We start from the raw sequence: 24,292 nt of genomic DNA, 5'->3' as shown, positions 1-24,292 counted from the left end.
AAGCGGCTGGTGCGCCGGGGCTCACGCGCGTGCCGGGCGCGGGCACGGGGCGATTCCGCCGGGGCGGGCCCGGCGGAATCGCGCGTACGCCGACCCGGGTCAGCGCCCCGGCCGGCGGGCGCCCCGCCAGGCGTAGAGCGCGGCCCCGGCGGTGAGCAGCAGACCGGCCGTCACCCACGCGCCCCACCGCCCGTCCGGCTGCGCCATCCGGGCCAGTGCCGCCACCCGGCCGTCCTGATGCCCCTGCGGGAGAGCCATGGCCGGATACATCAGCGGCGGCAGCCAGCTCAGCCGTGCCCCCAGCACCACGGCCCCGATCGCCGCCAGGCCCGCCGCCCCGAGGGTGTTGCGCACCATGGCGGGGGCGCCCGGCTCGAACGCGGCCGGTCCTCCGGGGGTGTCCGGCACGCCCGCGGCGGCCGTCGCGAGCGCCAGGACCGCCGCCGCGCAGACGGCGAGCGCGAGCAGATGCGCCAGCCGCCGCGGCCACCAGGCGCGGGCTGCGGTCCGGTCGAGCTCATCGGCGTACACATACAGGGTCGTACCGATGGCGATGGCGGCGATCAGCGGGCCGACCGCCGTCATGGGGACGCCGAATCCGGGATCCCACGAGCGTCCGGCGCCGTCGGTCCGCCCGGTGCGCCAGAGCACGAGCACGGCCGCCGCCAGGAGGACCGCCGCGCAGAGCGGGAGGGACCGGGAGCGGGCGTAGAGCGGGAAGCCGGTGTTCCGAAAGGCGGTCACAGCGCGGGCACCTTCCCCGGGTCGCAGGAGCGGGCGGTCTCGAAGTAGCGGGAGAGCCACTGCCGGCGCTCCTCGGGGTCCATGGCACCGAGCCGGCCGAGGGCCCGGTCGAAAGACCTCATCTCCGCTCTGATCCCGGCGGCCTCCGCCGTGTCACCCCGTTTCTCGGCCCAGCCGAGCGCGGTCTCGTGGAAACCGGCCGAGGGATGGGGAGCGAGCCATGCGACAACCGTGCGGTCCACCAGCTGCACCCGTTGCTCCGCCCGGTCCGGATCGCGGACGTCGCACGCGTCCCGGTGGACGAGCATCTGCGCCGCCTCCCACCGGTACCGCTCCGGGTCGGTCAGCTCACCGCGGGTCAGGGACTGGCCCAGCGGGGTCAGCATCGGGAGCTGCACATCATTCGGCCCCCGGCGGCCGGGCAGATCCACGAACCTCTCCGGCAGATGACCGACCCCCTCCAGCCGGGTGGTGAGCCGCGAGAGCGCGCGGGTCACCTGGGGCAGCACCGCCGGGTGGCGTTGGCTGACACAGATCACCGGCCGGACGGAGGTGTCGCAGACCTGCCGGGCCGGCAGGGGATCGGGCCGCCACATGCGATCACCGGACTTGACCAGGGTGACCCCGCAGACGGCCGCGATCAGCAGCGCCGGCAGGGCGGTCCAGCGCCGGGCGGCGGCGACCGCGAGCACGGCGGCCACCGCCAGGCCGCCGAACCAGCCGGCCGTCACCAGCGGCTCCCACCACACATACAGGGAGTGGGCCATCCCCGAGTCCGAGACGGCGACGGGGCTCAGGAACCGGTATCCGCTCCCCAGGCTCGACACGACAGCGGACCCGAGGTAGACCCCGCCGCCGAAGAAGGGTGCCGCGAGCCGCCAGCGGATCACTCCGCCCGCCACATGCCCGATCAGGGTCACCGCCATGACGAACACCGCGTCCGAGAGCGGGGCGGTCACGCTCGGCCGCCCGGCACTCGCGTACGGCAGACAGGCCAGCAGCGCCGCCGCGTGGGCGATCAGACAGGCCAGCGCCGACCAGAGGGCGGTGGGCAGGGCCGCCGCGAGGAACCGTGCGAGCGGGCCCCGGGAGGATGTCGCGCCCAGCTCCTCCGTGCGCCGCCGCCACTCCCGCCCGCCCTGCCAGCACCCCGCCGCTCCGGCGATGGGGGCGGCGAGCAGTACGGAGACCGTGCGCAGCAGCGCCTGGGTCTCGCCCCAGCCTCCCTGCCAGCCCGCAGACTTCTCCGCCATGGTGACCGAGACCGTCAGCAGCACGGCGGCCCCGGCCCAGGGCGCGGTGCCGCGCAGCAGTTCGCCGCGGAACGGATGGGCGCGCCGGGCGCCGGGCCGCGGGGGTTTCCCGGCGGGGGAGGCGGGCGCGGGCCGTACTCCGGTGAGCGTCATCGGCCGGCCCTCCCGTCCCGCGGAACGCCGCCGTCGCGGTGGCGGCGCAGGGCCGCCGTGTAGCCGCGCTCGATGGCGCTGCCCTCATCGGCGGGCGCTTCCCCGCCCAGCTCGGTGAGTTCGCCGGTCGTGCCCCGGTAGGCGACCCGGCCCCGCTCCAGGAGCGTCACCTCCGTACAGGCCGCCGCCACGTCCTCCACCAGATGGGTGGAGACGATCACGGTGGAGGCGGTGCCCATCTCCCGGAGAAGTGACCGGAATTCGACCCGCTGCTCCGGATCGAGACCGGCGGTCGGCTCGTCGAGAAGCAGCACCTCCGGCTCGTTGACGATCGCCTGGGCGATGCCGACCCGCCGCACCATTCCGCCGGAGAGGTGTTTCACCCGGGTGTCGATCCGGTCCGTCAGCCCGACCCGTGCCACCGCGGTCTCGACCGCCTCCGGGACCAGATCGCCCGGCATCTCCTTCAGCCAGGCCACATACGACACGAACTCCCGCACCGTGAAACCCGGATAGAACCCGAACTCCTGCGGCAGATACCCCAGCCGCCGCCGCACCCCGGTCCGCTCGCGCGACACGGAGACATCGCGGCCGAGCAGCTCCACCGCACCCGCGCCGGGCGCGTTGACCGTGGCCAGGACCCGGATCAGTGAGGTCTTGCCCGCGCCGTTGGGGCCGAGCAGACCGTGCACTCCCGTGCCGAAACCGAGGTCGACCGCGTCGAGCGCGACCGTCCTGCGGTGCCGGACCGTCAGCCCGGTCACCCTGATCGTCGTCATCGCACTCTCTCCAGATGGTCGAATGAGGAACGGCGCGCCGCGAGCAGCCCGGCGCACACCACCGCCGCGGCGGCCCAGCCGCCCTGGCTGCCGGGGCCGGACACCAGGTCGGCGAGGAAGGCGGCCCGCTGGGTCCCCCTCGCCGGGTACGGCACCAGAACGATCGCGATCCAGCCACCGCTCAGCGCGCATGCGGCGGCCCGGCACCCCACGTACGAGCCCGCCGCCAGCGCCGCCAGGGTCAGTGCTAGCGCCGGGAGCAGCCAGGCCGCCGCGCCGGGTACGCCCGCGACTCCCGACGCGCCCGGGGGCAGCAGCGCCCCCGTCCCCGCCAGCAGCAGCACGCTGACCGCGAGCACCAGCGCGGTGCGGGTCAGCAGCAGCCGCAGCCCGCCGCCGGGGGTCGCCGCGACGATCTCGTACAGCGGATCCGCGTACCGCCCGTACGAGAGGGCCACGCCCGCGAGCGGCAGGGCCGGGGAGAGGGTGAGCAGCAGGGTGCGGGTGTGGCTGAAACCGACCCCGTACGCGAGGAAGAGCGCGCCGCCGGTCACCAGCGCCAGCGCCACCAGCCAGGGTCCGCGCAGGGCGGGCCCGGCCGCCCAGAACATCCGCACCGCCCAGCCCGTCCGCCCGGACCGCCGCGCGACGGGCGCCCCGGCGCCGGCGGTGTCCCCGGGGGCCGCCCCGGCTCCGGAGGTCACCCCCTCCGCTCCTGCCGCCTCGGCCAGAACCGCGGACCGGACCAGGCCGATCACCGGGCCGGCCGAGCCCGCCCGGACCGCTGCCGACACCCGGACCGCGCAGGCTCCGCACGACTCCAGGTGTTTCTCCAGCGACCAGGCGTCGGGCTCGGTGGCCGAGCCGTCCGCGTACCCCCGGGCGAGCTGTTCGCTCACATGCCAGCCGCTCATGCCATGCCTCCCAGCGGGTGTGTGTCCGGGGCGAGTTCGGCCAGTGCCGCCCGCAGTTCGCGGCGGGCCCGGAGAGCGCGGGTTTTGACCGTGCCCTCGGGGATGCCCAGCAGCCGGGCGGCCTCGCGGGTGGTCAGCCCGTCGATGACGGTGGCGCGCAGCACGTCGCGCAGTTCGGGGGAGATCCGTTCCAGGGCGGCGCCGACATCCCCGTACTCCAGCCCGGCCAGCACCCGGTCCTCGGCCGATGGCGCGGATCCGGCCGGTCCGGCCGGTGCGATCGGCGCGGCCGTCTCCGGCGGGGGAGGGCACCGGCGGGCGTGGGCGCGCTGGGCGTCCACCAGCCGGCGGGCGGCGATCACCCAGAGCCAGCCGCCCGCCTCGCCGCCGCGATGGGAACCGGCGGAGCGCCAGACGGTGACGAAGGTGTCCTGAAGCACCTCGCGCACGGTCTCCGGGTCGGGGCAGCGGCGGGCCAGCCGGGTGTGCAGCCAGCCGGCATGCCGGTCGTAGAGCACGGCGAGCGCGTCGGCGTCGCCGCGTGCGACGGCGCGCAGCAGCCCGGCGTCGTCCTGGTCTCCCCTCGGGGGGCGCTTCCATCTCACGCCGGGTATATCGCCGGGCGGGAGTGGATCGGTTCGCCGGCCGCCCGGCGGGTGCCCGGCCGGGGTCAGTCCAGCCGGATCAGCAGGGCGTCGCCCTCGTCGGCCGCCGCCCGGAAGAACGCCACCAGCACGCTGTGACAGGCGGTGACGGAGGTGAGCGGCTCACCGTGCTCCCAGACGAAGGCGGGGTGGATCTCCTCCGCCGCCAGATCCTCCGCCGTCACCCCCTCCACCAGGCCGGCGGCGTCGATCTCCGCGAGCGCTTCGGCCGCCGTCCGGACCCGCTCCGGGGTGAGACAGCGGGGCGGTACGGATCCCCAGAGCTCGGTGACGGGGATGTCCGCCTCGCCCTGGACGATGTCGACGGGGAGCCCGGCCGGGCGCAGCAGGAAATCGAGGGTGTGCCATGCCCTGCCGATGTCCAGACGGCGTGCCGTGGCCGGATCCGCGCCGTCGTGCGGCTTCGTCCCGGCCATGTCGCCGATGAAATCCTCGGCCCACTCCGGATCCCGGAGCGCCTGCTCCAGCTCGGCGGGTGTGAGCCGTGCGTACTCCCCGATCGTGCTCATGGGCGGAGCGTAGGCGCGGCCACTGACAACGACCCCCGCCGCCCCCCACCTCACCTGCGAGGAAGCCGTCCGGAGGCCGGCCCCCGCCCGGTCGTTCGCTCAGAGTGAACGCAGGGTGGGGAACATCCGGGGGCTCCCATGCATTGAGTGCACATAGCTCAACTTCACTGCCTAAGGGGAGATCATGGCTGCTGAGTCCCAGACGTTCATCACCCTGCCCGTGCTGCCGCTGGACGACGAGGTCGTCCTGCCCGGAATGGTGGTGCCGCTGGATCTGACGGACACCGAGGTCCGCGCCGCGGTGGAGGCCGCACAGGCCGCCGCCCGCTCCTCGGGGGACAGCAAGCCGCAGGTGCTCCTTGTTCCGAGGGTGGACGGCAACTACGCCGCGACCGGTGTGCTCGGCACGGTCGAGCAGGTCGGGCGGCTCTCCGACGGAGACCCCGGCGCCCTGATCCGGGGGCGGGACCGGGTGCGGATCGGCGCCGGCACCACCGGCCCCGGCGGCGCGCTCTGGGTGGAGGGGACACGGATCGAGGAGAGCGAGCCCGATCCGCTGCCGGGACAGATCGCCGAGCTGGTCAAGGAGTACAAGGCCCTCGCCACCGACTGGCTGAAGCGGCGCGGCGCCTGGCAGGTGGTCGACCGGGTGCAGCAGATCGAGGGCGTCTCCCCGCTCGCCGACAACTCCGGCTACTCCCCCTTCCTGACGACCGCCCAGAAGATCGAGCTGCTGGAGACCGCCGACCCGGTCGCCCGGCTCAGGCTCGCCACCGAGCAGCTGCGCGAACACCTCGCCGAACAGGACGTCGCCGAGTCCATCGCCAAGGACGTCCAGGAGGGCGTCGACAAACAGCAGCGCGAATTCCTGCTCCGCCGTCAGCTCGACGCCGTCCGCAAGGAGCTGCGCGAGCTCAACGGCGAGGCCGAGGGCGAGGAGTCGGACGACTACCGCGCCCGGGTCGAGGCCGCCGACCTGCCCGGCAAGGTGCGCGAGGCCGCGCTCAAGGAGGTCGAGAAGCTGGAGCGGTCCAGTGACCAGAGCCCCGAGGGCTCCTGGATCCGCACCTGGCTCGACACCGTCCTCGAACTGCCCTGGAATGAACGCTCCGAGGACGAGTACGACATCCAGGGCGCCAAGAACATCCTCGACGCCGAACACGCCGGCCTGAAGGACGTGAAGGAGCGGATCACCGAATACCTCGCGGTGCGCAAGCGGCGCGCCGACCGTGGGCTCGGAGTGATCGGCGGGCGGCGCGGGGGCGCGGTGCTGGCACTGGTCGGCCCGCCCGGCGTCGGCAAGACCTCACTCGGCGAATCCGTGGCCCATGCGATGGGGCGGAAGTTCGTCCGGGTCGCGCTCGGCGGTGTCCGGGACGAGGCGGAGATCCGGGGCCACCGGCGCACCTATGTCGGAGCGCTGCCCGGCCGCATCGTCCGGGCGGTCAAGGAGGCCGGGTCGATGAATCCGGTGATCCTGCTCGACGAGATCGACAAGGTGGGCTCGGACTTCCGGGGCGACCCGGCCGCCGCCCTCCTGGAGGTGCTCGACCCGGCGCAGAACCACACCTTCCGGGACCACTACCTGGAGGTCGAGCTCGACCTCAGCGATGTGGTCTTCCTGGCCACCGCCAATGTCCTGGAGGCCATCCCGGAGGCGCTGCTCGACCGGATGGAGCTGGTCAGGCTCGACGGTTACACCGAGGACGAGAAGGTCGTCATCGCCCGGGACCACCTCCTGCCGCGCCAGCTCGACCGGGCGGGCCTGGAGCCGGCCGAGGTCGTCATCGAGGACTCGGCGCTGCGCGGGCTGGCCGGCGAGTACACCCGGGAGGCGGGCGTCCGCGATCTGGAGCGCTCCATCGCCCGGCTGCTCCGCAAGGTCGCGGCCCAGCACGAGCTGGGCGGCCGTGAGCTCCCGTACACCATCGGCGCCGAGCAGCTCCGCGAGCTGATCGGACGGCCGCACCATGTGCCGGAGTCCGCGCAGGACCCGGCCGAGCGCCGGACCTCCGTGCCCGGCGTCGCCACCGGGCTCGCGGTCACCGGGGCGGGCGGTGACGTCCTCTATGTGGAGGCGTCGCTCGCCGACCCGGAGACCGGTGCCTCGGGGCTGACCCTCACCGGCCAGCTCGGCGATGTGATGAAGGAGTCGGCGCAGATCGCGCTCAGCTTCCTGCGCTCGCGGGGCGCGGAGGCCGAGCTGCCCGTCGCCGACCTCAAGGACCGGGGTGTGCACATCCACTTCCCGGCGGGCGCGGTCCCGAAGGACGGGCCGAGCGCGGGCATCACCATGACGACCGCGCTGGCGTCGCTGCTCTCCGGGCGTCCGGTGCGCACGGATGTGGCCATGACCGGCGAGGTCTCGCTGACCGGCCGGGTGCTCCCGATCGGCGGCCTGAAGCAGAAGCTGCTGGCCGCGCACCGGGCGGGCATCACCACCGTGGTGATCCCCAAGCGGAACGAGGCCGATCTGGACGATGTCCCGGCCGAGATCCTGGAGAAGCTGGAGGTCCACCCGGTGACCGATGTCCGCCAGGTGCTGGAGATCGCCCTCAGCCCGGCGGAGGTGGCGGTGGCCGCCGCGGCCTGACACCCGGCCGGCCGTGTCGTGCCCCGGGCGGGAGATGTCGTCTCCCGCCCGGGGCACGGGTGCGTCCCGCTCCGGGGCGCGGGTGCGTTCCGCTCCGTTCCGCTCCGTCTCGCGGAAAATCGTTTCCGCTGCTCAAGCCCTCTGTGATCGGATGGCCCGGATGGACATCACCGCCCGGCCCACCGGGGACGGAGACCTTCGGGCGGACTGCGCGAACTGCTTCGGCCTCTGCTGTGTCGCACTCCCCTTCACCGCCTCGGCCGACTTCGCCGTGAGCAAGCCCGCCGGGCGCCCCTGCCGCAATCTGGACACCGGCTTCCGCTGCGGGATACACACCCGGCTGCGGCGGAGCGGTTTCGCCGGCTGCACGGTGTACGACTGTTTCGGCGCCGGCCAGAAGGTCTCCCGGGTCACCTTCGGCGGCACCGACTGGCGCACCGCCCCGGAGACCGCCGGCCCGATGTTCGCGGCCTTCCCCGTCGTGCGGCAGCTCCAGGAACTGCTCTGGTATCTGAACGAGGCCCTGACACTGGAACCGGCCCGTTCACTGCACACCGAGATCCGGGCGCTGCTGACGGAGACCGAGGCGCTCACTCTGCTCGGCCCGGACGAACTCCCCGGCGTGGACGTGGCGGGCCGGCGCCGCCGGACCGGGATCCTTCTGGACCGCGTCAGCGGACTGGTCCGGGCCCGGGCCCGGACCCGCGCCCGGACCGGCCGGAGGCCGAAGGACCGCAGGGGCGCCGATCTCATGGGCGCCCGGCTCGACGGCGCCGACCTCCGGGGAGTGAGCCTGCGCGGCGCGTACCTCATCGGCGCCGATCTCTCCGGCGCGGATCTGCGCCGGGCCGACCTCCTGGGGGCGGATCTGCGGGACGCCGATCTCTCCGGCGCCGACCTGACGGACGCCTTCTTCCTCACCCGGCCGCAGCTCAGCGCGGCCCGGGGCGACACCCGGACCGCGCTGCCGGCCGCGCTGGACCGCCCCGCGCACTGGCGGTGACGGCGGCGGGCCCGCCGCCGTCAGCCGGTGGCCAGGGCCACGACGCGGTCGTACGCCCCGTTGAATCTGTTGTGATCGCCGACGATCGGCCCGGACGAGGTGTACTGCCACATCGTCTGGACGGCCCACCCGGCCGGAAGGGTCCCCGGCGTGGTGTTGTAACGAGCGATCCAGAGCGGATTGCTCGCCCCGAACCCCGCGTGGTCGCCGGTGCACTGGACCCACCAGCTCGTCGCCGTGTAGATCACCGCGTCCCGTCCGGTGCGTGCCTTGTACCGGTTGAGGAAGTCCCGGATCCAGGCCACCATCGCGGACGGCGTCTTGCCGTAGCAGGCGTCCCCGTACGGATTCCACTCGATGTCCAGCGCGCCCGGCAGGGTTCTGCCGTCCGGTGTCCACCCTCCGCCGTTGTTGACGAAGTAGTCCGCCTGCGCGGCGCCGGTCGTCGTGTCGGGGGTGGCGAAGTGATACGTGCCCCGGACCATCCCGATGTCGTACGAGCCGTTGTACTGCTGCGGGAAGTACGGATTCTTGTAGTAGGTGCCCTCGGTGGCCTTCACATAGGCCCACTTCACCCCGCTGTTCCACAGCGCCGGCCAGTCGACATTGCCCTGATGGCTGGAGACGTCGACGCCTTCCGTCTGGGCGTTGCGGGTCCCGGGCGGCAGTCCGCCCTGACCGTCGTGCGCGATGACGCCCATGCCCAGATAAGCGGAACCGCGCGGGGGAGCGTCGGCGTCGGTCGCACCGGCCGTGCCGGGGAGGGTGAGGAGGAGGGAGAGGACCGCGAGGAGCGCGGCGCCGAACGTCAGACGTGAACGGCGGGGCCTCATCGCATAGCTGGAGAAATGGATCATTCCGTATCTGTGCACGTTCATAGCGTGCCTCCGAAGACGCACCGTGGGGGGACCCGGTAACCGGGCGGCATGCCCGGGATGGAGCAATGTGGTGTGGACATGCCACGCTTGACGCTACGCGCGGAGAAGACCGGTTCGTAAGGGCCCCGGAGTGCCGCCGTTGGTCCAATCCTGCGAAATACTGACCGAGCTGCGGTGATGAGCCGTGCCGGCGGAAACTTTCAGGAACCGGAAACCGTACGAGGGGTGCTGACGTGCAGGAAAGCGGTACGGGGAGCGAGCCCGGCCCCACCGGGGGAGCCGGCGCCGACCGCGCATTCCTCGCGCTGGAACGGGAGTTGGCCGTCTTCCTGCGCCGCGCGCGGGCCTCCTCCGGCGAGATGGCCCGCCAGCTCCACCCCGACCTGGAGGCCGCCGCGTACGGGCTCCTCGTCCGCCTGGAGGAGTCCGGCTCGCTGCGCGCCACGGAGCTCGCCGGGTACTTCGGCGTCGGCAAGGCGACGATGAGCCGCCAGCTCCGGGCGCTGGAGGACCTCGGCCTGGTCGTCCGCGAGCCCGACCCGGCGGACGGGCGGGCGTCACTCGTCCGGCTCACCGAAGAAGGTCTCGAACGGTTCCGCCGAGTGAGGGATGCGAGGCGGGACCGGTATGTCGCGAGGCTGGCGGAGTGGGACCGGGGGGAGGTCGCGGAGCTCGCGCGGCTTCTGCATCAGCTGAACGCGCGTGCGGAGGATGTTTCCTTATCGGGCGACGCTCGTGGAGGGGGTGTGCAGGGTCGTCCCCGGAAGAGCCGGCGGTAAGACCCGGGTGCACAGGACAAGCGGGCCGGTTTCCGCCGGCTCTGAGGAGTCGAGCCCGGAGGACCCCCGGGCCGCACGAATGCGAAGGTGTCCCGCCCCGTACCCGCGCACCGGAACAACACAGGGCACGAGGCGCACAAGAAGAGCCCCGCACCCGGGACCCCGAACGACGCGGGCGGGGACGCGACACCGCCCCCACGCCAACCCGCACCCGCGAACGAGAGCAAGCAAAATCAAGCCCCGCCGGCGATTGAGGCGCCGGGTCCGGGGCGGAGCCCCGGGAAAACACCCGCACCCCCGGGCGAGGGTGCACAAGATTCGGCCCCGCCGGAGGCAGCCGCGCCCCGGGAAGGGACCCGTACCCCGGGGCGAGGGCGCACAAGATTCGGCCCCGCCGGAGGCAGCCGTCAGAGCCTCGCGAAGACCGCCGTCGCGTCGTCGTGCCGCTTGCCGCGGGCCCCCGGCCCCGGGTCCACCGTCTCCAGCTTCCGGACACGGTCGATCAAGCTCTCCGCGCCCTCCGAACGCAGGACGGACACGCAATCACCCCAGTCGCCCGCGCCGAACATCTCCACCCACCGCGACGCGCCGTCCGTCAGGGCGGTCAGGGAGTGGACCAGGGCGCGCGGCGTGGTGCCCGTCACCGCGCGGGCGGCGACCCCGGGGTCGGCCGCCGCCGTGAAGAAGCCGCCCTCGGCATTGCGGAGGGCGTCCGCCGAGGCGTGGGTGCGCAGGGCCCCGGGCGGCAGCCGGTCGAGGCGGTCGTCCAGGATCGCGCGCACCGCGCCGTCCGGGGATTCGATCAGCAGGGCCGAATCGGAGAGCACCAGATGTTCCACCGGATCCGGCGGTCCGCCCCAGCGCGCCATGACGACCGTTGCCTGTGGCGTTCGAACGTGAGAAAGGTCACAGCTGTTTCGGTGGGCATCGGCGGTGCGTCGAATTGCCGACGAGAGAATCCCGGCCAGAGATGTATCCGGCCGAGAAGTGGACAGTTCGAGCAATGCACCCCCGAGCCGGGCGGTGAACCAGGGGACCCCATGCTCACAGCCGTAGTCGCCCTCCGGAGGAGTGACCCCGTCCAGCACCACGAGCGATCCGCCCTGGCCGGATGTCGGCAGGGCAACGGATGCCCAGTCCTCGTTGGGGCGTTCGGGCGATCCGGGTGAAGTGGCTAGATCCATGCGCATGAGGCCCAGTCTGCATGAGTCGTTCACGTCATGTGCACAACCGTGAATTCCCTCTGTACACCCTGGTCAGACGGCGTTCGAAGTGTCTGATCGATCATCAGGTGAAGCTGCGGGCGCGCATCCTGCCAAAGCCCGGCCGGAAGATCCAGTCAGTGTCCAGGGAATGACTCCGGCGGCAACCGAGAGGAGTTGTTTGCCAACTCCCCAGTGATGTTCACTCGTTCAGGTGGCGGAGCGGCCGAGGTGCGCCCCCCTCCCAAAAGCACTGGAATGGTCTTATGTCGTGCCAGGGGTGGGATCATGTGTATTACCGGTCGTCATCTCTGCTTCAAGGTTCAAAGGGCGGACGAGTCAAGCAGGATTGCGAGCACCGGTGCAGAAGAAGCGGCCTCAGGCCCCCCTGGTCCCTGAGACGTATCCGGCACGGGACATCTCGCCGGTGCCTGTCGCACGCGGCCGTGCCAAGCGGGTGCGCAACAGGCTGGTCATAGGTGTCGCCGTGGTCGGTCTGGTCGTCGTGGGCGCGGGCGCCCCCGGCGTGCTGGCCGTGTCCGGGGATCTCTCCGAGTCGCAGCGGCTGGTCGGTCTCGCCGGGCTGAACCGGCAGGCCGTCACCCTCGCCCACTCGCTCTCCGACGAGCGCGACGAGGTCACCGCCTACATAGCCGCCGGACGCGAGGACCAGCGCGGCGCCGAGAAGGACCGCCGGGAGGTCACCAGCGCCCGCAGCGCCCGGGTGGACCGGCAGATAGACGAGATCCGCGCGGACATCCCCGGCGAACGCGCCGAGCTGCGCCGCTCGCTGGCGACCGTGGTCTCCGTCCGCCGGACCGCGCTCACCGGCAAGGGCACCGCGATGGAGGCCCACCGCGCCTACACCGCCGTCATCAACGGCCTCCAGGCCCTCGCCGTCGAGCTCGCCGACAGGACCCCCCCGCGCGCCCCGGGCGGCGCCCGCGCCACCGCCGAGCTCGGTATCGCCGTCGAGCAGGCGTCGGCCACCCGCGGGCTGCTGCTGGCCGCGCTCTCCGTGCCCGCCGGGGAGGCCGCCGAGCGCATCGACGAGTTCACCGGCCTTCCCGTCCAGGGGGAGGAGGGCGAGGAGGAGAAGGCCGCCCGGGAGGCCCGGGACGCGCTCAGCGCCGCCGCCACCCAGTCCCGGATGCGCGAGCTCGCCGCCCTCGCCGACTTCGACCAGGCCGCCGGCGGTGCGGCCCGGGACTCCCTCGCCGCCACCGTCACGGGTGCCGAGGTGAAGACCGCAGAGGGATATCTGGGCCGGCTCACCGATGAACCCGAGCTCTCGGGCGGCGACCGCAAGTCGAACCGGAAGCGGCTGGAGACCTCCCTCACCGCCCGTGTCGAGCAGATGCGCGGAGTGGAGTCGTCACTCGCCTCCGAGCGGATCACCGCGGCGGAGCAGCTCCGTGACGACGATGTCACGGCCCTGGAGATCAGGGTCGCCGTCCTCGGCGGACTGGTCCTGGTCACCATCGGCGTACTCGCCGGACTCTCCCGTACGCTCACCCGCCCGCTGGCGGTGCTGCGCATCGGCGCCGCCCGCCTCGCGGCCGGTCCGGACGCCGGGGAGCCGGTCGGCTTCACCGGGCGCAATGATGAATTCGCGCAGGTCGTGCGCTCCCTGAATCTGCTTCAGGGCCGGCTGCGGGAGCTCTCGGCCCATGCCGAGCGGCTGGAGAACGACCGCCGCGAGCTGACCGCCTCCAACGACTCCCTGACCGCCCGGCTCGCCGCCGCCCGCGCCGAACTGCGCGACAGCACCGGCGGGCTGACGGCCGAGCTGGAGCGGCTGCGGCACACCGTCGACCACACCTTCGTCAATCTCTCGCTGCGCACCCTCGGCCTGGTGGAGCGTCAGCTCTCGGTCATCGAAAGGCTGGAGGAGCGCGAGCAGGACCCGGAGCGCCTGGCCACCCTCTTCAAGCTCGACCACATGGCCACCGTCATGCGCCGGCACAGCGAGAATCTGCTGGTCCTCGCCGGTGCCGAACACGGCCACGGCCACCCCGGCGCGGTTCCGCTGGTGGATGTGGCCCGGGCGGCGGTCAGTGAGATCGAGCGGTACGAGCGGGTCGTCATCCAGGCCCTGCCGCCGCGCGCGCAGATCGCCGGATTCGCCGCCGACGACCTCAGCCATCTCGTCGCCGAGCTGCTGGAGAACGCCACCGCGTTCTCGCCGCCGGACGCCGTGGTCGAGTTCTCCGGCTGGCTGCTGGAGAGCGGCGAGGTGATGCTCTCCGTCCAGGACACCGGCATCGGGATGACCGCCGGACGGCTCGCGGAGCTCAATGCCCGGCTGGAGGACCCGCGGGCGCACGAGCGGGCTCCCGCCGGTGCCAAGGGCTCCAAGGGCGCCAAGGCCCCCGCGGAGCCCACCGGCGGGCCCGACGCCGAGGGGCTCGGTCTCCGGGTCGCCGGACTGCTGGCCGCGCGCCACGGCATCCGGGTGCAGCTGCGGCAGCAGAAGGGCGGCGGGATCACCGCCGTGGTCGTACTCCCCCAGGGGCTGCTGCCCGAGGAGCCCGACGCCGAGCGCCCGCAGGCCATGTCGGACACCAGCCGCTCGCTTCAGCTCCCGGGCTCCGCCGCCGAGGCGAACTCCAACGCGCTGCCGAGCACTCCGCGCCGCCCGCTGCCGGACCGGGTCCGGCCCGGGCCGCACTCCGACCCGCTGGTGGAGGCCGCCGAGGCGGCCGTCCGCGCCGCCGAGCCCGAGGTGCACGAGCGCACCGCGGACGGCGATCCGGCGAGCGCCGAGCCCCCGGCGGCCGAGGAGCCCGCCGCCCCGGCCCGCGTCGACGAGCCGACCTTCGCGATGCGGCTCCCGGACCTTCCGGACGAGGCCGGTGCCGGCGGCGCGGAGGACGGTGCCGGGGAGACACCCGAGGAGCCGGACACCGAGGGACCTGCCGCGGGCCCCGCGCCCGTCTGGGACAAGGTCACCGACAAGGGTCTGCCCAAGCGCACGCCCAAGGTCGTCAAGCCCGCCGCCGCACCCGGCGAGCGCGCCGGCAGCGTCGACGCCGACGCCCTCCGCCGCAAGCTGGGCGGATTCCAGCGGGGCGCCGACAGCGGTCGCAAAGAAGCCGAGGCGGAGATCGCGCGCACGGCAGTCCGAGAAGCGGGGGACACAGTCGAGGAGGCACGCAGTTGACTGCGACCGGCACGTTCGGCCTGAGCAGTGAGGCCCGCAATCTGCACTGGTTGCTCAGCAATCTCGTGGAGGAGGTGCCAGGGCTGCGTTCGGTCGCCGTCGTCTCGTCCGACGGGCTGCTGCTGCTCTCCTCCGACCCGGCCCAGAACAGCGCCCCGGCCCACCCGGCCGGGCAGGACGGGCCCAAGGGATCCAGCGCCGACCTCGCCACCATCGTCTCCGGCATAGGCAGTCTCACCATCGGCGCCGCACGGCTGATGGACGGCGGCGGCGTCAAACAGACCATGGTCGCCATGGAGGACGCCTGTGTCTTCATCATGTCGATCAGTGACGGCTCACTCCTCGGCGTGCAGGCCGAGGCCGACTGCGACATGTCCGTCGTCGCCTACCACATGGGTCTCTTCGTCGGCCGCGCCGGACACGTACTCACCCCCGAACTCCGCAGCGAACTGCGCCAGTCCCTGGAGGGCACCCGGTGACGTCCTCTCAACCCTCCCAGCACCCGCCCACCGGCCCGGCCGGCCTTCCGGTGCGGGGCGAGAACCGCAGACCCGCCCGGGTGCGCCCGTACTCGCTCACCCAGGGCCGCACCCGCTTCGGCCATGTGCTCCTCGTGGAGACCTTCGTGGCGGCCATCGAGGCCCCGGCCGACCGCAAAGAGCTGCCCAAGGGTGATCTCTCCACCCGGGTGATGCCAGAATTGCAGGCCATCGTCGAGCTCTGCCGCCGGATGCGCACCGTCGCCGAGATCTCGGCGATTCTCAAGATGCCCCTGGGCGTCGTCAGGGTGCTCCTCAGCGATCTGGCCGATCAGGGAAGAATTCGTGTATACGGCACCGGGCATGGCCCGGGACGCCCGGAACGCGCACTGCTGGAAAGGGTGCTGAGTGGACTCCGCCGCCTCTGACACGCTCGCCTCCGCCGCGCTCACCACTGAGCCCCCCGGCACCCACCCGGCGGCGGCCCCGCCCCCCGCCGCCCGGAGCCATCCCGGCGACGGGCCCCGGAGCGCGGCGGACGACGGCGTACAGCCCTGGCAGCTGGACCACACCCGCGCGCCCACCGCCGCCAAGGTCGTGGTCGCGGGCGGTTTCGGGGTCGGCAAGACCACCTTCGTGGGCTCGGTCTCGGAGATCACCCCGCTCCAGACCGAGGCGCTGATGACCCGGGCGAGCGAGGAGACGGACGACCTCACCGCCACGCCCGAGAAGCTCACCACCACCGTCGCCATGGACTTCGGCCGGATCACCCTGGACGAGGACCTGGTGCTGTACGTGTTCGGCACACCCGGACAGCAGCGCTTCTGGTTCATGTGGGACGACCTGGCACGCGGCGCGATAGGCGCGGTCGTGCTCGCCGACACCCGGCGGCTGTCGGACTGTTTCCCGGCTCTCGACTACTTCGAGAGCAGCGGACTGCCCTATGTCGTCGCCGTCAACCATTTCGACGGATCGGAGCTTTTCGAGACCGAGGACGTGCGGGAAGCCTTGACCATACCGGCACATGTGCCGATTGTGATCATGGACGCGCGCAAAAGGGCCACCGTGGTCGAGTCACTGCTCGAACTCGTGGCCCACGCGCTCGAAGCCACCCCCGAATAGTCGCGCACGGTCCCCGCCTTGATCTGACGAAAGAGAAGACACCCCGGATGCGGAAGATACTCATTGTCGGAGCCGGACAGTCCGGCCTCCAGCTCGCCCTCGGCCTCCAGTCGAAGGGGTACGAGGTCACCCTGATGTCCAACCGCACCTCCGACGAGATCCGCTCGGGGCGGGTCATGTCGACGCAGTGCATGTTCCACACCGCGCTCCAGCACGAGCGGGATCTCGGCATCAACTTCTGGGAGCACCAGGCCCCGCGGATCGAGGGCCTCGGCGTCTCGGTGGCCGGGCCCGAGTCGCAGCGGCTGATCGACTGGGTCGGCAGGCTCGACGGCCACGCCCAGTCCGTCGACCAGCGGGTGAAGATGGCCGGCTGGATGGAGACCTTCGCCGAGCGCGGCGGACAGCTCGTCATCCACGGCGCGGCCGTCTCCGACCTGGACTACTTCTCGCGTACGTACGACCTGGTCATGGTCTCGGCGGGGAAGGGCGAGCTGGTCTCGATGTTCGCCCGGGACGCCGCCCGCTCGCCGTACGACACCCCGCAGCGCGCACTCGCCGTCGCCTATGTGCACGGCCTCGGCCCGCGCCCCGAGCACCCCGAGTTCGACGCGGTCCGCTGCAATCTGATCCCCGGGGTCGGCGAGCTCTTCGTCATGCCCACCTGGACCCACTCCGGTCGCGCGGACATCCTCTTCTGGGAGGGAGTCCCCGGCGGTCCGCTCGACGCCTTCCAGGGCATCAAGGACCCCTCCGAGCATCTCTCCCTCACCCTGGAGCTGCTGGAGCGCTTCCTGCCGTGGGAGTACGCCCGTGCGACCAAGGCCGAACTGACCGACGCGGGCGGCACCCTCGCCGGCCGGTACGCCCCCACCGTGCGCAAGCCGGTCGGCCGGCTCCCCGGCGGCGGGCTGGTCCTCGGCGTCGCGGATGTGGTCGTGGCCAATGACCCGATCACCGGCCAGGGCTCCAACTCGGCCTCCAAGTGCGCCGCCGCCTATCTGTCGGCCATCGAGGAGCACGGCGACCGGCCCTTCGACGAGAGCTGGATGCAGGCCACCTTCGACCGCTACTGGGAGACCGCCCAGCACGTCACCAAGTGGACCAACACCATGCTCGCGCCGCCGCCGGAGCATGTCGTCAACCTCCTCGGCGCGGCCGGACAGCTCCAGCCCGCCGCCGACCGGTTCGCCAACGGCTTCAACGACCCGGCGGACTTCGAGAACTTCCTCTACGACCCGGAACTGACCGAGAGCTACCTCGGCGGGCTCACGGCCGGATAGCAGCCGTCACGCGGGGGGTTCGGTCCCCGCGTACCCGGTGTCCGTGCCCGCCGTGGCCCCCTCGGGGAGCCGCGGCGGGGTCCACCGGGCCAGCGGGGCGCCCTCGGGATCCGGCCGGACCGCGCCCAGCACCGGATTGGCCGTCAGCGGGGAGACCTTCACCACCGCCCCGGGCCGGGGCGCGTGAACCACCAGGCCGTCGCCCAGATAGAGGCCCACATGGGTCGCCTCGGGGAAGTACACCACCAGATCGCCCGGCCGCAGCGCCCTCAGCGGCACCCGGGACAGCTCGTCCCACTGCTCCTGGCTGGTGCGCGGAATCCCCAGCCCGGCCGCCTGCCATGCCCGTGAGGTCAGTCCGGAGCAGTCGTACGCGGCCGGCCCCGCCGCGCCCCAGACATACGGTTTGCCGATCTGCTCCACCGCGTACCGCACCGCCGCCGCGCCCCGCTCCGTGGGCGGGTCCGTACGCGTGGAGTGCGCCGGACCGCCGGGCGGCCCGGCGAGTGTCCGGCCCACCCCGGGCGAGGTCAGTGCGGTGATCTCGGCGGGGGAGAGGGAGGCCAGCATCTCCTCCACCGCCCGCAGCCGCGAGGACGCCGTCTCCAGGGCCCGCTCCCGGCGGACGGTCAGTGTCCGCTCCCGGTCGAGCGCCTGCCGGGAGCGCCGGGCGAGCGAGGCGGCCCGCTTGGCGGTCCGCGCCAGCCGGACCGTGGTCGCCATCCGGTGCGCGGCGGCCCGCTCCAGCAGATGCTCCTGGTCCAGGGCCCGGCGGGGGTCGCGGGCGAGCAGGATCCGCAGATACGCCGAGAGCTCGGACCGGCCCTGGTACTGCTCCCTGGCCAGCCGCCCGGCCTCGTCCCGGCTGGCGGTGAGCGCCTCCCGGGCCCGGGTGAGCTCCCGCCCCAGCCGGGCGGTCTCGGCGCGCTGCTCCCGGAGCCGTTCCCCGGCGGCGAGATGGGCGGCGCCGGCGTCCTCGGCCCGGTGGTAGAGCTCCCGCAGCCGGTTGAGCGCCTCGGGCACACCGGCGGGCGCCCCGGCGGCGGGTCCGGGTCCGGTTGCGTCTCCAGTTGCGTCTCCGTCTCCGTCTCCGTCTCCGGATCCGGCGGAGGCTCCGGGGCCGACTGCGTCCGCGTCTCCGGATCCCGGGCCCGTCTCCGCCGGAGCGGAGACGGCGGGTACGGGTTCGGCGCGCGCCGCCCCGATTCCGCCCGGCAGCACGGCGGCCACCGCCGCCGTCGCCACCGCCGCCGTGCACACGCTCCGCAGCAGCCTGCCCGGCACCACATCACCTCCGTCGCCGGGACGGACCCCTTCCGTCCCGGCCCGAGGATGGGTGCCCGCGGGCCCGCCCGCCCGCCGGGTGGCCGGAACGGCGCAATCCGGTCACCCGTGACGGCGGTCCCCGGCCCGCTACGGCGTGTCGGCTCGCCCCCCGCCGCCCGGCTTCGACCAGGGCCACTTCAGCTCGCGCCGCTCCCGCCCGGCCGAGGCGTAGACGTACTTCCACCCGCGCTGGAGGCCGAGCCGTTTGGTGTATCCGGCGGGCTCGCGCCGGTAGGCGTGCACCGCCGGAGGGGTGCCGTCGCCGTCGCCGGGCACGGGGACCTCGTACCACTTCGGCGGGTGCCCGGTCGGCCCGACGAGCACCGGCAGTACATGTCCGTCCAGGGGCCCGCCCACGAAGGGGGTGTTCTCGCTTCTCACACCGGCCAGTCTCACCCAGGGCCGGGACGCCCCCGTCACCGGGCACGCCCCGGGCGCGGGACTACTTCGCGCAGACGGTGTCCCGGGCGGGCAGGGTGCCGGTCAGCAGATAGCTGTCGACGGTCTCCCGCACACAGGTGCTGGGGTGGTACACGTAGACCGCGTGGGCCCGGGCGGGCAGGGTCACCAGCCTGGATCCGCGCATCGCCCGGTGCATTCCGAGCCCCGAGGCATAGGTGGTGCGGGTGTCGCCGGTCGCCTGGATCTGGAGTGCGGGCACCTTGTTGCCGATCTTCGTCTTGGGCTCGCGCGGGCGCTCCTTCCAGAAGGCGCAGGGCAGCGGGGCATGGGTCGCGGGGCCGAAGACGGGCTGGGAGGCGCGGCTGCGCTCGACCGCCCGCCAGTAGTGGCCGGGGTCGCGGGGCATCGCCGCGTCGGCGCAGATCACCCCGAGCTGGGCCGCGTAGCTCTGGGCCTGCGCCGAGCCCGTGGTGTTGAACATCAGGTCGAGAAAGCCCTGGAGGACCGGGGGCACCGCGACCTGCTTCCCGTCGGCGGTGTCCCGCAGGGCGCGCAGGGTCTCGGCGAGACCGGGGTTCTCCAGCTCGTTGGAGAGCTGCGCGAAGAGGGTGAGCGGCAGATCGTGATGGGTCAGCTCGACCCCGCCGATCGCGATCGGCTTCCGCCGGGCGTCCCGGATCAGCTCGTCCACCCCCGCCCGCACCGCGGCGGCGGTGGCGCCCAGACCGTACGCGCCGTCCCGCCGCGCGGCCCAGGCCGCGAAGTCGTCCAGCGCCCGCTCATTGGCGGGGCCCATGGAGCGGATCATCTCCATGCCGTACCCGACCGGGTCGGGCGCGCTGTCCAGCACCAGCCGGTCCACCCGGTGCGGGAAGAGCTGTGCGTGGACCGCGCCGAGGACCGATCCGTAGGAGTGGCCGAACCACGAGGTCTTCCGCTCGCCGAGCGCGGCCCGGACGATGTCCGCGTCCCGGGCGATATTGCGGGTGGAGAGATGCGGCAGGGTGCCCGATTCCCTCGCCCAGCACCTGCGGGCGTCCTCCCGGGCCAGTGCCGCGGTCTTCTCGAACCCGGCGCGGTCGGGGCCCGGTGCGTGCAGCCAGATGCCCCGGTCGAGACCGCAGTCGATCGGGGTGCTCTCGCCCAGCCCGCGGGTGTCCATGCCGATGATGTCGTACGCCGCCGCCACCTCGGGTGACATCACCTTCCGCAGCTCGGCGGGCATGTCGAGACCGGGGCCGCCGGGGCCGCCCGGATTGGTCTGGAGGATGCCGCGCCGCTTGCGCGGGTCCGGTGACCCGATGCGGGAGACGGCGATCTCGATGGTGCGCCCGGCCGGTTCGCGGTAGTCGAGCGGGACGGTGATCCGCGCGCACTCGGTTCCGCTCGCGTCGAGCGAGGCGTCCCGGCAGCCGGTCCAGGTGACGGTCTGTTCGCGGAACCGGTCCAGCCCGTCCCCGCCGCCGGGGGACGAGGGAGCGGCGCCCGGGGCCGGCGCCGCCGCCGTGACGGCGGTGACGAGGGCGAGGGCGAGTGCGCTCAGGGGGGTGGTCTTCTTCATGGCGTTCATGCTGGCGGCGCCGGGGGCCGGATTCCACGGTGCGGGCGCCACCGCGGGCCGTGGCGCGGACTTCACCCCGGAGAGTGGCGAGCGCTCCACCAATCGGGCCCGGCGCGGGCGGTGTGCCGCTCGGCAGCAGGATCGCGGGGCAGGCGCTCGGGGCAGGTGCTCAGGGCAGGTCGAAGGCCGGGATCCGGCGCGCCAGCCGGTCCACCGGGCCGCCCGGACGCTCCAGCGCCAGCAGGGCGCGTACCGCCCGCGCCGTCTCGGGATCCGTGGCGGCGGTGGCCGCCAGCAGGGCGAGCAGATGGTCGATCAGCCAGTCCCGCAGCTCCGGTGCCGACGGCTGCTTCCCCTCGTCCAGCCAGATCAGCGAGGCCGCCTCCACCGCCGCGATCCAGGTGCGGACCAGCATCCGCAGCCGGGGTCCGGGATCGCTGTCCGGGGCCGTCAGATGGACCAGGATCCGCTCCGCCGCGACCCGCCGCACCTGGTCGACGATCGCACTCGTACGGGAGGTCTCCGCCACGCTCCCGCCCCGCAGCAGGGCGCTGAAACCGGCGTCGTGGCCGTCCACGAAGGCGAGATAGCGGTCGAGCACCCGCACCAGCCGCTCGGTCGGCGGGCCCGCCGGCGGCTCCGCGAAGCACAGCTCCAGCTCGGTCGCCGACGAGCGCAGCGCGGACTCGTACAGCTGCGGCTTCCCGCCCGGGAAATAGCGGTACACCAGGGGCCGCGACACCCCGGCGGCCTCCGCCACATCGTCGAGGGAGACCTCGCCCGGCGGCCGGTGGGCGAAGAGCTCCAGCGCCGCGCCCAGAAGCTGTGCGCGGCGCTCGTCGACGTTCAGCCGTCGGTACGCGGGAGTTGCGGGAGCGGGAGGGGTCATGGCGGCAGCGTAGCCGCGCCGCGCGGGTGAACGGATCCCGGTGACTGCGGCGGGCCGGCGCTCACGCCAGCAGGCCGGACCGCTTCCACAGGGTGCGCCCGGCGCCCCGCAGCACCCCGACATCGTCCAGGAACTCCGTCAGCCGCCGCGCGCCCGACCGCATCACCTCGCGCCGGTGGCCGCTCGCCCGGACCTGGGCCACCGCCTCCCGCCGGTCGAGGCCGACATCGGTGTACACCCGGGGATTGACGAAGCAGGCCGAGAGCACCCCGGCCGCCTGGCCGCAGCTGATCCGGGTGAGCTCGCGCTCCCAGCGCGGCGCGGTCACCATCTGGCGGCGCAGCTCCTCACGGGCGTACCGCACATGTCTGGCCTCCTCCGCCACATGGATCCGGGTCACCCCGCGCACCAGGCTCTGCACCCGCTCGTCGGGGAAGGTCAGCCGCTGCATCCAGTCCAGGATCTCCTCGCCGAGCAGGGTCGCGGCGAAGGAACCGGGGGTGGTGGAGAAGGTTTTGAGCACCCGGCCGAGATGGTGGTGGAAGCGCGGCAGGGGGTAGGCGGGCGTCCCGCCGTACTCGATCATCCGGGCGAACATCATCGAGTGGCGGCACTCGTCCGCGATCTCGGTCAGCGCGTACCGGACGTGGTTGCTGGTCACCGGCTTGTCGTAGATGTGCCGCACCAGGAGCTGCATCAGGATGATCTCGAACCAGATGCCCAGCGAGGCCAGCGAAGCGGCCTCGTGCCGGGCGAGGTCCATCCGCTGCTCCTCCGGCATCCGCCGCCACAGGGGGGTGCCGTACAGCGAGACCAGCTCCGGGGGCCAGAACCATTTGCCGTCCTCCGGGGGCCGGTCCCACTCCAGCTCCCGATCGGGGTCGAAGGAGTGCCGGGCGGAGGACTCCAGCAGCCGCAGGGCGACCTGTTCGCGGTCGCGGAGCGGGCCGAGGGCATCGCGCAGCAGGCTGAAATCGCGTATGGGCTCGGATGTCATGGTGTGCGGGCACCTCGCGGACGGCCGGCGGACAGTGCGGTGCGGGGCCCCGGGCGGGTGAAGCGGCCCGGAGGCTCCTTTATGAGACTCCCTGTCAGTAAGACCGTCAATCCCTCGCGCACGACTTGTTGACTTCCTGTCCGCCGACGGGTGAGCCTGCCGGGGAACCGTCCCACGCCCCGGGGGAGAACCGCGGGGGTCCCGGCCGAGCCCCGGTCGAATCCGGTACGAGCCCGGTCCGCCCGCGGTACGGGTCCGGTCCGCTTCCGGCGCCGTCCGGAAGGGCCCGGGGCGAGTCCCCGAACAGCGCCATCACGCACCAAGTGCCGCCGTGAACACCTGGAACACGATGCGAAGGAGCTGGGCCCGGTGTCGATGCACGACCCCCGCGCGAATGCCCCGGAGTCTCCCGACTGGCAGGTCCCGGCCGCGGGCGCGGCCCGCTTGAGCTGGGAGTACGACGCCGGCCGCGACCGGCTGCTCGCCCTCTACCAGAAGGGCAAGGACAAACAGTGGGACGCCGTCACCCGGATCGACTGGGAGCTGGAGGTCGATCCGTACGACCCCATCGGAACCCCCGATGAGGTGCTGGCCATTCACGGCAGCCGCCACTGGGACCGGATGGACGAGCGCAACCGCGCCGACTTTCGCCGCCACGCGGCCTCCTGGCAGTTCAGCCAGTTCCTCCACGGCGAGCAGGGGGCGATGGTGTGCGCCGCGCGGATCGTGGAGTCCGCGCCCGATCTGGACGCGAAGTTCTACTCGGCGACCCAGACCATGGACGAGGCGCGCCATGCCGAGATCTACAGCCGGTTCCTCCGGGAGAAGATCGGCCTGCTCTATCCGGTCAACGACAGCCTCCGGGAGCTGCTCGGCGACACCCTGCGCGATTCCCGCTGGGACATGCCCTATCTGGGGATGCAGGTACTCATCGAGGGGCTGGCGCTGGCCGCCTTCGGCCTGATCCGCGACCTCACGGACAAGCCGCTGCCCCGGCAGATCCTGGCCTATGTCATGCAGGACGAGGCCCGGCACGTGGCCTTCGGGCGGATGGCGCTCCGCGACTACTACAAGGAGCTCGGCGACGCGGAACTGCGGGAGCGCGAGGAGTTCGTCATCGAGGGCTGCCATCTGATGCGCGACCGGCTGCGGGGCGTCGAGGTCATGGAGAACTTCGGGGTGCCGCGGAAGGAGGCCCGGGAGCTGAGCGAGCACTCCGAGTACCTGCGGATGTTCCGGAAACTGCTGTTCAGCCGGATCGTGCCCTGTGTGAAGGACATCGGGCTCTGGGGTGAGCGGTTACAGAAGGCATATATCGACATGGGCGTCTTCGAGATGGGCGACTCCAGTCTCGATCTGCTGATGACCCGGGACGAGGAGATCGCCGAACGGCTCGACCGCGAGAGGTTCGCGGCGGAGGAGTCGGCGCGGGTGGCGGAGGTGGCGGCGGTGATCGAGGACGGTGCGGCGGCGGAGGCCTAGGCCCAATGCCGTTGTCTTTGTGGTGGGCGTACTGTGTTTGGTAGTGGGTCCCGGGGGTGGTTCAGGTGGCTGCGAGTGTGTCTGACTTATCGGGTCTTGGTCTCCTGACCTGGGTG

At 72.9% G+C, this 24,292-nt stretch carries 22 protein-coding genes; 9 read left to right on the top strand and 13 right to left on the bottom strand.

What is annotated here, in order from left to right:
- Nucleotides 1-99 precede the first annotated feature (99 nt).
- The 6 genes from AAFN69_RS18260 to AAFN69_RS18235 all read right to left on the bottom strand — a co-directional run bounded on the left by AAFN69_RS18260 (nucleotide 100) and on the right by AAFN69_RS18235 (nucleotide 5,017).
- Nucleotides 100-744, bottom strand: coding sequence for a hypothetical protein (locus AAFN69_RS18260; RefSeq protein ID WP_347729613.1), 645 nt, complete (start codon nucleotides 742-744; stop codon nucleotides 100-102).
- The gene (locus AAFN69_RS18255; RefSeq protein WP_347729612.1) at nucleotides 741-2,150 is read right to left on the bottom strand and encodes a hypothetical protein; all 1,410 of its coding nucleotides are present in this window, start codon (nucleotides 2,148-2,150) and stop codon (nucleotides 741-743) included. Before AAFN69_RS18255 ends, AAFN69_RS18260 begins: the two co-directional genes overlap by 4 nt.
- Nucleotides 2,147-2,929 (bottom strand): ABC transporter ATP-binding protein, encoded by a 783-nt coding sequence (locus AAFN69_RS18250; RefSeq protein ID WP_347729611.1) that lies wholly within the window; start codon nucleotides 2,927-2,929, stop codon nucleotides 2,147-2,149. The genes AAFN69_RS18255 and AAFN69_RS18250 overlap by 4 nt, the downstream gene beginning before the upstream one ends.
- Nucleotides 2,926-3,843 carry a zf-HC2 domain-containing protein gene (locus AAFN69_RS18245; RefSeq protein ID WP_347729610.1) on the bottom strand — a complete coding sequence of 306 codons (918 nt, stop codon included), beginning with the start codon at nucleotides 3,841-3,843 and terminating at the stop codon, nucleotides 2,926-2,928. Before AAFN69_RS18245 ends, AAFN69_RS18250 begins: the two co-directional genes overlap by 4 nt.
- Nucleotides 3,840-4,448 (bottom strand): RNA polymerase sigma factor, encoded by a 609-nt coding sequence (locus AAFN69_RS18240; RefSeq protein ID WP_347729609.1) that lies wholly within the window; start codon nucleotides 4,446-4,448, stop codon nucleotides 3,840-3,842. The genes AAFN69_RS18245 and AAFN69_RS18240 overlap by 4 nt, the downstream gene beginning before the upstream one ends.
- Before the next feature lie 65 nt (nucleotides 4,449-4,513).
- Entirely contained in the window at nucleotides 4,514-5,017 is a 504-nt protein-coding gene (locus AAFN69_RS18235; protein WP_347729607.1) for a YfbM family protein, read from the bottom strand.
- A gap of 184 nt (nucleotides 5,018-5,201) precedes the next feature.
- Between AAFN69_RS18235 and lon the strand changes: the two genes are divergently transcribed.
- Both lon and AAFN69_RS18225 read left to right on the top strand, forming a co-directional pair.
- A complete protein-coding gene (gene lon / locus AAFN69_RS18230; RefSeq protein WP_347729606.1) occupies nucleotides 5,202-7,610 on the top strand; it encodes an endopeptidase La in 2,409 nt (802 codons plus the stop codon).
- 160 nt (nucleotides 7,611-7,770) lie between these two features.
- Complete coding sequence (locus AAFN69_RS18225; protein WP_347729605.1) at nucleotides 7,771-8,613, top strand: pentapeptide repeat-containing protein; 843 nt, start codon at nucleotides 7,771-7,773, stop codon at nucleotides 8,611-8,613.
- Between the two features lie 20 nt (nucleotides 8,614-8,633).
- On the opposite strand, the gene AAFN69_RS18220 is transcribed toward AAFN69_RS18225, so the two are convergent.
- Nucleotides 8,634-9,446: a lysozyme gene (locus tag AAFN69_RS18220; protein WP_347729903.1), complete on the bottom strand. Its 813-nt coding sequence runs from the start codon at nucleotides 9,444-9,446 to the stop codon at nucleotides 8,634-8,636.
- A 278-nt stretch (nucleotides 9,447-9,724) separates the two neighbouring features.
- On the opposite strand from AAFN69_RS18220, the gene AAFN69_RS18215 reads away from it, so the two are divergent.
- Entirely contained in the window at nucleotides 9,725-10,270 is a 546-nt protein-coding gene (locus tag AAFN69_RS18215; RefSeq protein ID WP_347729604.1) for a MarR family transcriptional regulator, read from the top strand.
- Nucleotides 10,271-10,677: 407 nt separating this feature from the next.
- Here the strand turns inward: AAFN69_RS18215 and AAFN69_RS18210 are convergent, their stop codons facing one another.
- A complete protein-coding gene (locus tag AAFN69_RS18210; RefSeq protein WP_347729603.1) occupies nucleotides 10,678-11,460 on the bottom strand; it encodes a hypothetical protein in 783 nt (260 codons plus the stop codon).
- 430 nt (nucleotides 11,461-11,890) lie between these two features.
- Between AAFN69_RS18210 and AAFN69_RS18205 the strand changes: the two genes are divergently transcribed.
- The 5 genes from AAFN69_RS18205 to AAFN69_RS18185 are packed head-to-tail and all read left to right on the top strand — an operon-like array spanning nucleotide 11,891 to nucleotide 17,519.
- On the top strand, nucleotides 11,891-14,635 hold the full coding sequence (locus AAFN69_RS18205) for a nitrate- and nitrite sensing domain-containing protein (protein WP_347729902.1): 2,745 nt from the start codon (nucleotides 11,891-11,893) through the stop codon (nucleotides 14,633-14,635).
- Nucleotides 14,632-15,114, top strand: coding sequence for a roadblock/LC7 domain-containing protein (locus AAFN69_RS18200; protein ID WP_347729602.1), 483 nt, complete (start codon nucleotides 14,632-14,634; stop codon nucleotides 15,112-15,114). The genes AAFN69_RS18205 and AAFN69_RS18200 overlap by 4 nt, the downstream gene beginning before the upstream one ends.
- Complete coding sequence (locus AAFN69_RS18195; RefSeq protein WP_347729601.1) at nucleotides 15,111-15,542, top strand: DUF742 domain-containing protein; 432 nt, start codon at nucleotides 15,111-15,113, stop codon at nucleotides 15,540-15,542. The genes AAFN69_RS18200 and AAFN69_RS18195 overlap by 4 nt, the downstream gene beginning before the upstream one ends.
- Nucleotides 15,523-16,236 (top strand): ATP/GTP-binding protein, encoded by a 714-nt coding sequence (locus AAFN69_RS18190; protein WP_347729600.1) that lies wholly within the window; start codon nucleotides 15,523-15,525, stop codon nucleotides 16,234-16,236. The genes AAFN69_RS18195 and AAFN69_RS18190 overlap by 20 nt, the downstream gene beginning before the upstream one ends.
- Nucleotides 16,237-16,283: 47 nt before the next feature.
- Complete coding sequence (locus AAFN69_RS18185; RefSeq protein ID WP_347729599.1) at nucleotides 16,284-17,519, top strand: styrene monooxygenase/indole monooxygenase family protein; 1,236 nt, start codon at nucleotides 16,284-16,286, stop codon at nucleotides 17,517-17,519.
- 6 nt (nucleotides 17,520-17,525) lie between these two features.
- On the opposite strand, the gene AAFN69_RS18180 is transcribed toward AAFN69_RS18185, so the two are convergent.
- The 5 genes from AAFN69_RS18180 to AAFN69_RS18160 all read right to left on the bottom strand — a co-directional run bounded on the left by AAFN69_RS18180 (nucleotide 17,526) and on the right by AAFN69_RS18160 (nucleotide 22,694).
- Entirely contained in the window at nucleotides 17,526-18,806 is a 1,281-nt protein-coding gene (locus AAFN69_RS18180; RefSeq protein WP_347729598.1) for an NlpC/P60 family protein, read from the bottom strand.
- 126 nt (nucleotides 18,807-18,932) lie between these two features.
- Nucleotides 18,933-19,226 (bottom strand): hypothetical protein, encoded by a 294-nt coding sequence (locus AAFN69_RS18175; protein ID WP_347729597.1) that lies wholly within the window; start codon nucleotides 19,224-19,226, stop codon nucleotides 18,933-18,935.
- A gap of 61 nt (nucleotides 19,227-19,287) precedes the next feature.
- The gene (locus tag AAFN69_RS18170; protein WP_347729596.1) at nucleotides 19,288-20,808 is read right to left on the bottom strand and encodes an alpha/beta hydrolase; all 1,521 of its coding nucleotides are present in this window, start codon (nucleotides 20,806-20,808) and stop codon (nucleotides 19,288-19,290) included.
- Between the two features lie 169 nt (nucleotides 20,809-20,977).
- Entirely contained in the window at nucleotides 20,978-21,697 is a 720-nt protein-coding gene (locus AAFN69_RS18165) for a TetR/AcrR family transcriptional regulator (protein WP_347729595.1), read from the bottom strand.
- A gap of 61 nt (nucleotides 21,698-21,758) precedes the next feature.
- Nucleotides 21,759-22,694, bottom strand: coding sequence for a diiron oxygenase (locus AAFN69_RS18160; protein WP_347729594.1), 936 nt, complete (start codon nucleotides 22,692-22,694; stop codon nucleotides 21,759-21,761).
- 375 nt (nucleotides 22,695-23,069) lie between these two features.
- Here AAFN69_RS18160 and AAFN69_RS18155 point away from each other — a divergent pair, with 375 nt between their 5' ends.
- A complete protein-coding gene (locus AAFN69_RS18155) occupies nucleotides 23,070-24,176 on the top strand; it encodes a ferritin-like domain-containing protein (protein ID WP_347729901.1) in 1,107 nt (368 codons plus the stop codon).
- Nucleotides 24,177-24,292: the final 116 nt, after the last annotated feature.

It is taken from the genome of Streptomyces sp. CAU 1734, from assembly GCF_039888735.1.
Classification (GTDB): Bacteria; Actinomycetota; Actinomycetes; order Streptomycetales; family Streptomycetaceae; genus Streptomyces.
This window is presented reverse-complemented; position numbering and strand designations above follow the sequence as displayed.

Excerpts from the sequence above, each read along its gene's own strand:
- AAFN69_RS18250 (WP_347729611.1), bottom strand. The coding sequence starts at position 2,929 with ATGACGACGATCAGGGTGACCGGGCTGACGGTCCGGCACCGCAGGACG.
- AAFN69_RS18185 (WP_347729599.1), top strand. The coding sequence starts at position 16,284 with ATGCGGAAGATACTCATTGTCGGAGCCGGACAGTCCGGCCTCCAGCTC.
- AAFN69_RS18155 (WP_347729901.1), top strand. The coding sequence starts at position 23,070 with ATGCACGACCCCCGCGCGAATGCCCCGGAGTCTCCCGACTGGCAGGTC.
- lon (WP_347729606.1), top strand. The coding sequence starts at position 5,202 with ATGGCTGCTGAGTCCCAGACGTTCATCACCCTGCCCGTGCTGCCGCTG.
- AAFN69_RS18255 (WP_347729612.1), bottom strand. The coding sequence starts at position 2,150 with ATGACGCTCACCGGAGTACGGCCCGCGCCCGCCTCCCCCGCCGGGAAA.
- AAFN69_RS18235 (WP_347729607.1), bottom strand. The coding sequence starts at position 5,017 with ATGAGCACGATCGGGGAGTACGCACGGCTCACACCCGCCGAGCTGGAG.
- AAFN69_RS18220 (WP_347729903.1), bottom strand. The coding sequence starts at position 9,446 with ATGAGGCCCCGCCGTTCACGTCTGACGTTCGGCGCCGCGCTCCTCGCG.
- AAFN69_RS18165 (WP_347729595.1), bottom strand. The coding sequence starts at position 21,697 with ATGACCCCTCCCGCTCCCGCAACTCCCGCGTACCGACGGCTGAACGTC.
- AAFN69_RS18210 (WP_347729603.1), bottom strand. The coding sequence starts at position 11,460 with ATGCGCATGGATCTAGCCACTTCACCCGGATCGCCCGAACGCCCCAAC.
- AAFN69_RS18170 (WP_347729596.1), bottom strand. The coding sequence starts at position 20,808 with ATGAAGAAGACCACCCCCCTGAGCGCACTCGCCCTCGCCCTCGTCACC.
- AAFN69_RS18245 (WP_347729610.1), bottom strand. The coding sequence starts at position 3,843 with ATGAGCGGCTGGCATGTGAGCGAACAGCTCGCCCGGGGGTACGCGGAC.
- AAFN69_RS18160 (WP_347729594.1), bottom strand. The coding sequence starts at position 22,694 with ATGACATCCGAGCCCATACGCGATTTCAGCCTGCTGCGCGATGCCCTC.
- AAFN69_RS18225 (WP_347729605.1), top strand. The coding sequence starts at position 7,771 with ATGGACATCACCGCCCGGCCCACCGGGGACGGAGACCTTCGGGCGGAC.